This window comes from Nocardioides sp., from assembly GCF_014360585.1.
Taxonomy (GTDB): Bacteria; Actinomycetota; Actinomycetes; order Propionibacteriales; family Nocardioidaceae; genus Nocardioides.
In genome coordinates this window covers 1-9902 of sequence record NZ_JACIXG010000129.1, presented here as the reverse complement: position 1 = coordinate 9902, position 9902 = coordinate 1, and the positions used below count along the sequence as shown (strand labels likewise).

Annotated in this window: 8 protein-coding genes; 6 read left to right on the top strand and 2 right to left on the bottom strand. The window is 69.4% G+C overall.

Going from position 1 to position 9902, the window contains the following annotated elements; all coding sequences use genetic code 11:
• Positions 1 to 59: 59 nt before the first annotated feature.
• Both rpmB and H5T77_RS24820 read right to left on the bottom strand, forming a co-directional pair.
• Complete coding sequence (rpmB, locus tag H5T77_RS24825) at positions 60 to 245, bottom strand: 50S ribosomal protein L28 (protein WP_292653285.1); 186 nt, start codon at positions 243 to 245, stop codon at positions 60 to 62.
• Between the two features lie 125 nt (positions 246 to 370).
• Positions 371 to 1399 (bottom strand): class I SAM-dependent methyltransferase, encoded by a 1029-nt coding sequence (locus H5T77_RS24820; protein WP_292653284.1) that lies wholly within the window; start codon positions 1397 to 1399, stop codon positions 371 to 373.
• A 237-nt stretch (positions 1400 to 1636) separates the two neighbouring features.
• Here H5T77_RS24820 and H5T77_RS24815 point away from each other — a divergent pair, with 237 nt between their 5' ends.
• The 6 genes from H5T77_RS24815 (at position 1637) to H5T77_RS24790 (ending at position 9602) form a co-directional block, all read left to right on the top strand.
• On the top strand, positions 1637 to 3274 hold the full coding sequence (locus H5T77_RS24815; RefSeq protein ID WP_292653283.1) for a DAK2 domain-containing protein: 1638 nt from the start codon (positions 1637 to 1639) through the stop codon (positions 3272 to 3274).
• A 28-nt stretch (positions 3275 to 3302) separates the two neighbouring features.
• On the top strand, positions 3303 to 5567 hold the full coding sequence (locus tag H5T77_RS24810) for an ATP-dependent DNA helicase RecG (RefSeq protein WP_292653282.1): 2265 nt from the start codon (positions 3303 to 3305) through the stop codon (positions 5565 to 5567).
• A gap of 172 nt (positions 5568 to 5739) precedes the next feature.
• A complete protein-coding gene (gene rsmD / locus H5T77_RS24805; RefSeq protein WP_292653281.1) occupies positions 5740 to 6303 on the top strand; it encodes a 16S rRNA (guanine(966)-N(2))-methyltransferase RsmD in 564 nt (187 codons plus the stop codon).
• Between the two features lie 52 nt (positions 6304 to 6355).
• Entirely contained in the window at positions 6356 to 6847 is a 492-nt protein-coding gene (gene coaD / locus H5T77_RS24800; RefSeq protein ID WP_292653280.1) for a pantetheine-phosphate adenylyltransferase, read from the top strand.
• Positions 6848 to 6951: 104 nt separating this feature from the next.
• The gene (locus tag H5T77_RS24795) at positions 6952 to 7650 is read left to right on the top strand and encodes a class I SAM-dependent methyltransferase (protein ID WP_292653279.1); all 699 of its coding nucleotides are present in this window, start codon (positions 6952 to 6954) and stop codon (positions 7648 to 7650) included.
• A gap of 161 nt (positions 7651 to 7811) precedes the next feature.
• Positions 7812 to 9602: a hypothetical protein gene (locus H5T77_RS24790; protein ID WP_292653278.1), complete on the top strand. Its 1791-nt coding sequence runs from the start codon at positions 7812 to 7814 to the stop codon at positions 9600 to 9602.
• The last annotated feature ends 300 nt before the right edge of the window (positions 9603 to 9902 follow it).

Genomic DNA, 9902 nt, shown 5'->3' with positions numbered 1-9902 from the left:
ATAGCAGAAGGGGCCCCGCTCAGCGCTTGCGCGCTGCCGCGGGGCCCCTTCGTGCTATCTCAGCGTGAAACCTTGCCGGCCTTGATGCAGGTCGTGCAGACATTCATACGCTTCGGAGTGCCGTTGAGAACGGCGCGGACGCGCTGGATGTTGGGGTCGAAGCGGCGCCTGGTCGCCTTCTTGGACCACGGCCGGTTGTTGCCGAAGCCCGGCTTCTTGTCGCAGATGTCGCAGACGGCAGCCACCGTGAACTCCTGATGTTGAATAGATGATCGAGGTCAGTTAGATGTTGCCGGCGAGCGCGATGAACGGCTGCCCAGCCGAGACAACCGAACAAGCGTAGCCCGTCGGGCTGTGACCGACGAAATCGTCACTCGTCCGAGCCGCGGTCGCGCCACCTGTCGAGCGGGGCGGCCAGCGCGGTGGCCAGCTTCCACCGTTTCGACCCCTGCAGCGCGTCGATCTCGGCGCGCCGGTCGGCGAGCTGTTTGCGCTGCGATCCGAGCCGCCGCCGCTGGTCCGCGACGACCTCTCGGAGCCGGGTGACCTCCTCGCGCAGCTCCATGCCCTGCTCGACCCAGTCCGGGATGGCGGGGGCCGCGGGGAGGTCGGGGGAGAGGCCGCGGCGCAGGACGACGTAGAACTCGATGTCGTTCTCCGGCACGGGCAGGAGGGACTCGACCGCCCAGCCGGTCAGCCCCAGGCGGCGCAGCTCGGCGATGATCTCGGGGAACGAGCGGTCGGTGTAGGTCCACACGTGACAGTCGACGTACTCGCCCCGGCGCGCTCGCTCGAGCTGGGTCCGGGTGTAGCCGAGGTCGTGGACACAGGTCTCGGCCTCGCTGGGCCCGTGGCGGTGGAGGCGCTTGGGATCGCCGTTGACCGCACTGCGGTGATGGTCGTAGACCGCGCGCACCGACGGGGTCGTGTCGCCTGCCTCGTACGCCTGCAGGATCTGCCCCACCGTCGTGGGCGGGCGGTGCGCGTCGAAGGTGTAGCGCCGGTCGGGGACGACCAGGACGAGAGCGCCGTCCGGAGCGGTGACGGCCTCGACCTGTCCCAGCCAGCCGATCAGGTCGGGCACGTGCTCGACGACGTGGCTGGCCAGCGCCCAGTCGAACGGGGCGCCTTCCTTGGCAGCCTCGTCGAGCTTACGCATCCTGGTGCCGTCCCACATCGGATAGTCGATCTCGGGGATGGTGCCGTGGTCCACGCGGGAGTGCTCGGCGTACGACTCGTAGAGCCGGTCGCGGTCGTAGAGGTCCAGATAGGAGACCTCCGCGGCATCTCGGGGGATGAGCGGCTGGTGCAGAGGCCCGATCTCCAGGCCGCGCCCGGCCGAGAAGTCGAAGATTTCGTTGACGCGTCTCGCGCGTGGGGTCGGGGTCGGGATCGACATCCGGGAGTCCTTCGGCGTAGGGAGGTCTCCACACTAGGGACGGATGGCCACCGACGGGAGGCGCAACTCGGCGGATCCCGTTACTCGTTCGTGTCTTTGCTGCAGCCTCGGATTTGTTCACCCGTCGTTTACCCCGTGCCCGGGGACCGCCTAACCTTGGGGCCGCGATACCGGGAAGTGTGTCCGTCGTCACGGTGTCAGGCTGTAAACAGGGGTGTCGAGGAGTAGGGAGGCAGCGTGGCCGAGATCAAGCTCGATCTGTTCCGCCGATTCGGCGACCTGGCGACCGACGCGCTCGCGTCGCACCGCGAGGAGATCGACGCGCTCAACGTCTTCCCGGTCCCCGACAGCGACACCGGCACCAATCTCTACCTGACCATCGCCGCGGCCCGTGACCGGCTGCGCGAGTTCACCGGCCCCGACTGGCGAGAGGGACTGCGCGCCTTCTCCCGCGGCGCCCTTCTGGGCGCCCGCGGCAACTCGGGCGTGATCCTGGCCGAGATGATCGGCGCCCTGCTGCGCCGCCTGGTCCAGGCCACCGAGGAGGAGCGCACCGCCACGGTCTTCGCCGACGCGCTGCGCAAGGCGGGCAACGCCGCGTATGCAGCGGTGGGGGAGCCCCAGGAAGGCACCATGCTCAGCGTGCTCAGTGCGGCGGCGGACGCCGCCGTGGCGTGCGTCGAGAGAGATGAGGCCGCCCGCACGCGCGACGTGATGTCGGTCGCCGCGGGCGCGGCCCGTGAAGCCCTGGCCCGTACGCCGGAGCAGTTGCCCATGCTCGCGGCCGCAGGAGTGATCGACGCCGGCGGCCGCGGGATCTGCGTCCTCCTCGACGCCTTCGAGACCGCTCTGACCGGGCGCCGCCCCAGCCCGCAGGCGCCGATGCCCAACACCCCGCACATCCCGATCCCGACGGTCCGGGGTGCGGCCGACGGGCATGCCCTGGAGCCGGGCGGCCCGTCGTACGAGGTGATGTATCTGCTCGACGCCGAGGATGCGGCGATCCCCGACCTCCGCAAGCGGCTCCAGCCGCTGGGTGACTCGCTCGTCGTCGTCGGTGGCGAGGGCATCTGGAACGTCCACGTCCATGTCGACGACGTCGGGGCCGCGATCGAGGCCGGGATCAACGCCGGGCGGCCGCATCGGATCCACGTGACCCACTTCGCCGAGCAGATCGCCGGGCAGTCGCATCGCCACGCCACCCGCAGCGGCCGGGCGGTGATCGCGTTCGCGGCTGGACCAGGCCTCGCCGAGCTCTTCCGGGGCGCCGGGGCGATCGTCATCGAAGGCGGCCCGCGTCGTCGCCCGACGACCTCCGAGCTGCTCGAGGCGATCACCGCCTCTGGTGCCGCCGAGGTGATCGTGCTGCCCAACGACGGGCCGACCCGGCAGTCGGGGGAGGCCGCCGCCCGCACCGCCGAGGACGACCTCGACATCAACGTCGCCGTGATCCCGACCCGTAGCCAGGTGCAGGGGCTGGCGGCGATCGCGGTCCACGAGCCGGGGCGGAAGTTCGACAAGGACGTGCTGGAGATGACCGCCACCGCGCGACACGCGCGGCACGGTGCGGTCACCATCTCGAACACGCGAGCGATTACCATGGCAGGGCCGTGTATGCCGGGCGATGCGCTCGGGGTGCTCGACGGAGACTTCGTGAAGGTCGGCCAAGATCTGGAGACGTGCGCGACCTACGTCCTCGCCCGGCTCATCGGGGGCGGCGGCGAGCTGGTAACGCTGGTCTCCGGGCTCGAGGATCCCAAGGGCGAGCTCGCCGGGGCTGTCTCGGCGTGGCTGGCTGCCAACCATCCGGCCGTTGATGTGATGGTGTACGACGGAGGCCAGGAGCGCTATCCCCTCCTGATGTCGGTCGAGTAGAGATCGCGAGATCTAGGAGGAGCAGACGGTGGCGATCACCCTCGAGTCCCCGATCGAGGCGGTGCTGGGCAACAGCAAGCACGCCGCGAAGTTCACCAACGGCCTCGGGCTGCGCACCGTGGGCGACCTGCTCCACCACTTCCCGCGCCGCTACCTGCGCACCGCCGATCTCGGTCAGACGCCGCAGCTGCACGAGGGCGAGATGCTCACGGTGCTCGGCGAGGTGGTCAGGAGCGTGGTGCGCCAGCACACCGACCGACGCACCGGCCGGCCCGCGTTTCGCGTCGAGACCCAGCTCAAGGCCGGCACCGCCGACCTGCAGCTCACCTTCTTCTCCAAGTCCCAGCGGATCGCCGAGTGGCGCCGCGGCGTGCTCGCCCCAGGCACTCGCGGCGTCTTCGTCGGCAAGGCCGGCTCGTTCCGCGGTGACTGGCAGCTGGCCAACCCGCAGATGGTCGTCTTCGGCGACCCCTCCGACTCCGAGAACGCCGCCGACGCGGCCGACAACCAGATGGCCGTCGAGGAGCTGACCGAGCTCTTCCCGATCTACCCGCTCACCGCCGGGCTCCAGCACTGGGACGTGATGCGCGCGGTGCGGTTCGCCCGGCAGGTCGTCGAGGACGTCACCGATGTGCTTCCCGGGCAGCTCCGGGAGACGTACGCCGTGCCGGGGCTGCGCGAGGCGCTGGACCTGATCCACGCGCCCCGTGAGTGGAAGGACGTCCGAGACGCCCACCACCGGTTCCGGTTCGAGGAGGCGCTCGGGCTGCAGCTGGTGCTGGGGCGTCGGCGACGAGCGCTCCAGGCGCTGGGCACCACCGCCCGTACAGGCGGTGTCCACCACCTGCTCGAGGCCTTCGACGAGCGGCTGCCGTTCACCCTCACCAAGGGGCAGGAGGAGATCGGGAAGGAGCTGGAGACGGCGCTGGCCCAGCCCCACCCGATGAACCGCCTCCTGCAGGGTGAGGTCGGCTCCGGCAAGACGCTGGTCGCGCTGCGGGCGATGCTCCGGGTCGTCGACTCCGGGGGCCAGGCGGCGCTGCTGGCTCCGACCGAGGTGCTCGCGCAGCAGCACTACCGCTCGATCACCGCGATGCTCGGCGATCTGGCTGCCAGCGGTCTGGCCGGCGGGCTCTTCGCCGGTGACCAGGAGCAGACCCATGTCGAGCTGCTCACCGGTTCGATGACCAAGACGCAGCGCAAGGGGCCGTTGAGCCGGATCGCCACCGGCGAGGCCGGCATCGTCGTCGGCACCCACGCCCTGCTGCAGGATCAGGTGATGTTCGACGACCTCGGCCTGGTCGTCGTCGACGAGCAGCACCGTTTCGGCGTGGAGCAGCGCGCCGCTCTGACCGACAAGGCCGGCACGCCACCGCATCTGCTGGTGATGACCGCGACGCCGATCCCGCGCACGGTCGCGATGACGGTCTTCGGCGATCTCGAGGTCTCGACGCTGACCGAGCTCCCGGCCGGACGCGCCGAGATCCAGACCAACCTGGTCTCGCTCGTGGAGCATCCCGCATGGATCGCCCGGGTGTGGGAGCGGGTCAGGGAAGAGGTGGAGAAGGGTTACCAGGTCTACGTCGTCGCCCCGCGGATCAGCGGTGACGAGCCCGAGCAGGGCGAGAGCGACCAGCGTGACTTCGACGTGGACGGCAACGAGGTCGCCTCCGCCCCGGTCCGCCTCTCCGCCGTGGACGAGGTCACCGAGGAGCTGACGACCGGCCCGCTGCAGGGACTGAGCGTGGCCAAGCTCCACGGCAAGCTCTCGGCCGAGGAGAAGGAGCGCACCATGAGCGCCTTCGCCGCCGGTGACATCGATGTGCTCGTCGCGACGACCGTGATCGAGGTCGGTGTTGACGTGCCCAACGCCACCACCATGGTCATCCTCGACGCCGATCGTTTCGGCGTCTCCCAGCTCCACCAGCTGCGCGGCCGCGTCGGTCGTGGCGGACTGCACGGGCTGTGCCTGCTGGTCTCCCACGCCGAGGCCGGCACCCCGGCCCGGACCCGCCTGGACGCGGTCGCCGAGACCACCGACGGGTTCGCGCTCTCCCGGGTCGACCTCGACCAGCGCCGCGAGGGAGACGTGCTCGGCGCCTCCCAGTCGGGCCGGCGATCGAGCCTGGAGAGCCTGCGCGTGCTTCGCGACGAGGAGACGATCCTGCAGGCCCGCGAGGCGGCCGAGTCGCTGCTCGAGGCGGACCAGGAGCTCACGACCGCGCCGCTCCTGGCCGAGCGGGTCCACGAGATCGAGGAGTCCGCCTCCGCCGACTACCTGGAGAAGTCATAACGACGCGGTACGCGGTAGGTCGCCTGCTGCGGGACGCCCCAGCGCGCACACGGCCGCGTTGTCGTCGGTCGACGGCCAACACCGGGCCGCCTCCCTCCTCCGCCTTGCCGTGCACGCACTGGGACCCCCCTCGCGACGGCGCCTACCCCGTACCGCGTCGTAGGGTATCCCAATGACCCGGATCATCGGAGGCGTCGCGGGAGGGCGACGTCTGCTCGCCCCCAAAGGGGTGCGGACCCGTCCCACCACCGACCGGGTCCGCGAGGCACTCTTCTCGGCGATCGAGTCCAACTACGGCTCTCTGGCCGGGCTGCGCTTCCTCGACCTCTACGCCGGCACCGGCGCTGTCGGGCTGGAGGCGTGGTCGCGTGGCGCCGGGGTCGTGACCCTGGTCGAGTCGGACCGGCGTACGGCCGGGGTGATCCGTTCCAACGCGAAGGAGCTCGGCTTCCCGCGGGCCGACGTGGTCGCGGCCACGGTGGCGAGCACCCTGGTGACACCGCCGGCGGCTCCCTACGACATGGTCTTCCTCGATCCGCCCTACCCGCTCTCGGACGACGCGGTCGCCGAGGACATCACGCTGCTGGTCAAGCACTGCTGGCTGGTGCCCGCGGCGCTGGTCGTCGTCGAGCGGTCCGCGCGCAGCCCCCAGCCGGTCTGGCCCGACGGGTTCACCGACCAGAAGTCCAAGAAGTACGGCGAGACCACGCTCTGGTACGGCACTGCGCCGGAATGAGTCTCGACAAGCTCGACCACCGAGACCGGACCGATCCAAGGAGAGAAGCAGAATGACGCGTCGCGCGATGTGCCCGGGGTCCTTCGATCCGCCCACCCTCGGCCACCTCGACATCTTCACCCGCGCCTCGGCGATGTTCGACGAGGTCGTCGTCGCCGTCGGGGTCAACCCGTCGAAGTCGAAGCGTCTGTTCACGCCCGAGGAGCGGATGGAGATGATCACCGAGATCATCGCTCCGCTGGGCAACGTACGGGTCCAGGCCTTCACCGGCCTGGTGACCGACTTCTGCGTCGAGATCGAGGCTCAGGCGATCGTGAAAGGGCTGCGCGGGGCTCCCGACCTGGAGTACGAGGCGCCGATGGCGCAGATGAACGCCCACATGACCGGTGTCGAGACCGTCTTCCTGCTCAACAACCCGCGCTGGGCGGCGGTCTCCTCCTCGTTGATCAAGGAGATGGCCCATTTCGGTGGGGATGTATCGGCTTTCCTGCCGCCGGATGTTCTCGCACGACTCACCAAGCGTTTGGCAGAACGTTCCGCGTAAGAGGCATCGTTCGCCGGTATCGTTCACTGGACAGTTCTTCCCAGGGCTGCCCGCCGTTCTTTCTCTGGAGATCAATGTCCACCTCAGGCCGTTCCCCGCTTTCCTTGGCAAAGCAGTCCTACGCCGCCTCTCTCAAGGCGGTCGGTCGCGGGCTGACGAAGACGGGGCTCGCGAAGGAGACCGCCCCGCCGGTCGAGCAGCGCTGGCGTCACTGGACCCACTCGCTTACCAAGGTCTACGACTCCATGGCGATGGCGAAGCTGGACGTGCCGTGGTGGACCTACGACGCGATCACCGCCGTCGACGCCTGGCTGAGCGAGCGCGCACGGCCGATCCGGGTCTACGAGTACGGCTCGGGCGCCTCCACCGTCTGGCTCTCCCGCCGCGCCGACGAGATCCACTCCGTCGAGCACCACAAAGGCTTCGGCGAGATGATGCAGGCCGAGCTCGCCGGCGAGGAGAAGATCTCGCTGCGGGTCATCGAGCCGGTCGCCAGTGACAACCCGGTGATCGCCTCCCAGAAGGAGGGCCACGCGGGCCTCGACTTCCAGACGTACGTCGACTCCATCGACGACGTCGACGGTGAGTTCGACCTCGTGGTGATCGACGGGCGCGCCCGCGAGGCGTGCCTGGAGAAGGCCAAGGACCGGCTCGCTCCCGGAGGGGTCATCGTCTTCGACAACAGCCGCCGGCGCCGCTACGTCGAGGCGATCGCCGCCTCGGGGCTGAAGGAAGCCATCCACGCCGGGCTCACCCCGACGCTGCCTTATCCCGAGCGCACTTCGGTTCTCACCAAGGGCTGAGGTCTCGACAAGCTCGACCACCGGTGGCTGAGCTCGACCACCGGTGGCTGAGCTCGACCACCGGTGGCTGAGCTCGACCACCGGTGGCTGAGACCCAAGTCATCAGGGGTGCCCGGCGTGGATGATCCACGCCGGGCGCCCGCTCTCATAGGGTCGCCGTCATGGCGTCATCTGGGGACCTGAGAGCTGATCACACGGAGCCGATCGGGACCATCAGGTGGGCGACGTTCGCCGGGGTCTGCGTGGTCGCGCTGGTCTGGTCGGCCTACTCGGTCGGCGCCCAGAACGGCTCGTTCCTGACCCAGGACTTCGGCGCCCAGTACCACCTCGCCGAGATCACCGCCCGGGGTGCGATCCCGCTGGTCGACTTCGAGCACGGCTGGAACGCGGGCTCGTTCTGGGTCAACGCGGCCCTCTACGCCATCGCCAGCGGCAGCCCGACGATCTGGTATTTCCTCTGGGGTCGGCTCCTCGGCGCCGGCCTCGGCGCGGTGCTGGCAGCCGCGATCGGGCTGCGGCTGCGGCTGCATCCCGTCGTGATGATCGCCGTCGCGCTCGGCGTGCTTCTGCTGGCCACCCCGCTGCACATCAAGTACACGATCTGCCTGCTGTGGGTCTTCGTCCTGCTGCCCACCGGGTGGCTCGAGTCGCGCCCACGCCTGGCCGCTGCCGCGCGGGTGCTGCTCCCCGCGCTGGTCTTCTGGCAGTACGTCGAGCTGGCGGTGCTCCTCACCGGCGCCGCGGGTCTCTTCGAGCTCTTCGCCCGGCGCGCCGTGCCCTGGCGCACCCGGATCGTCAGCTGCTTCCAGCTCGCCGGCGGGTTCGTGCTCGGGCTGGTCGTCGAGGCAGTGGCGTACAAGGCCCTGTGGGGGCTCTCCTTCGCCGACTTCAACCGGCAGGTGATCCTGGGGCAGACCGAGACGCACGAAAATGCGCAGTACGCCGTCTGGAACTTCTTCGACCTCCCGACCGAGTCCGGGCGGTTCTTCATCCTGGCGCTCTACCCCTTCGCGCTGCTGCTGCCCTTCGTCCCGCTGGTGTGGCAGCGCGTCTCCGACTCCACCCGGTTGGTCGCCCTGGCCGGTCTGGTCCTGGTCATCGTCCCCATCCGGCGGGTCGACAACCCCCACACCACCACCGTCTCCGCCCTGGTCCTCGTCGCCGTCGTCCTGGTGGTGGCCGAGCTCTACGAGCGCCGCACCTGGCTGATCGAAGGCCACTTCGTTCAGACCTCGGAGCCGCTAGGCGAAGGCGTGTCGAGATCAACACGGTCTGTGATCGCGCTACCTCTCGCCGCAGCCGGCGCCGCCTGGGTCGCCGCCACGCTCTGGATCGGCTTCGGTCTCCAGAGCATGGCCGGCGCCGTGCTCCTCGTGGGTCTGGCTGTCGCCGGGGCGGCCCTCGGAGCAGTGGCCTGGAACAAGCACAGTCTCCGAGGAGCCGTCGCCGCGGCCTCGGCGGGCGCCCTGGTCGTGCTGGGCGGCGTACCGGCACTCGCCGCCGTCGACCACCTGAGCGACATGCGCCGTGACGCGAAGTCGTTCGTGGTGAGCGACTCGATCGCCCGCTGGGTCGGGCCGGAGTACGAGCGCTGCAGCGGCGGCGGCACTCGCGAGGCTCTGGTGATGCCCAACTATCTGGAGCTCTACGACGCCCTCGAGATCACCAACCCCACGCCCTACTACCTGTTCCACTACGACTTCGCGCAGTACGAGGACGTGCTGGTGCCGCAGCTCGAGGACGGCTCGATCCCGGTCGTCATCGAGACCATGCCGCTGCACACTCCGCAGCCGTGGCTCACCGACGCGATCCGTTCGAACTATGTGCCTTGCTCGATCGTGCGGATCGAGAAGCATGGGGTTGCTGTCACTGTCTGGACTCACGAGTCGCGGGGCGATGTTCGGCAGCGCGATCTCAGCGTCCGGGGTGGGGAGATGGGTCCGACGCGCTGAGGTGGCTGTGTTTTTGTGGTTGGGGTTTGCCGCCGACCCTTTCGGGGAGGGTGTTCTCGGCGCCGTCCGGAGTAAAGGACGGCCTTCGGCCGCCGGCTGTCGCCGGTCGCCTTCGGCGATCCTTGACACCGGTCGTCGCCGAGAATTTTTGGCTGGCTATCGGGTCAGCGGCAGGGGTGAAGCGCCCCAGGTTTGATGCCGCATCTTTCTGAGTTGGAAGGATGCAGTTCATGCCGAAGAAGATCGATCCCGAGCTGAGGGCTCGGGCGGTGCGCTTGGTGATGGAGCACCGTGGGGAGT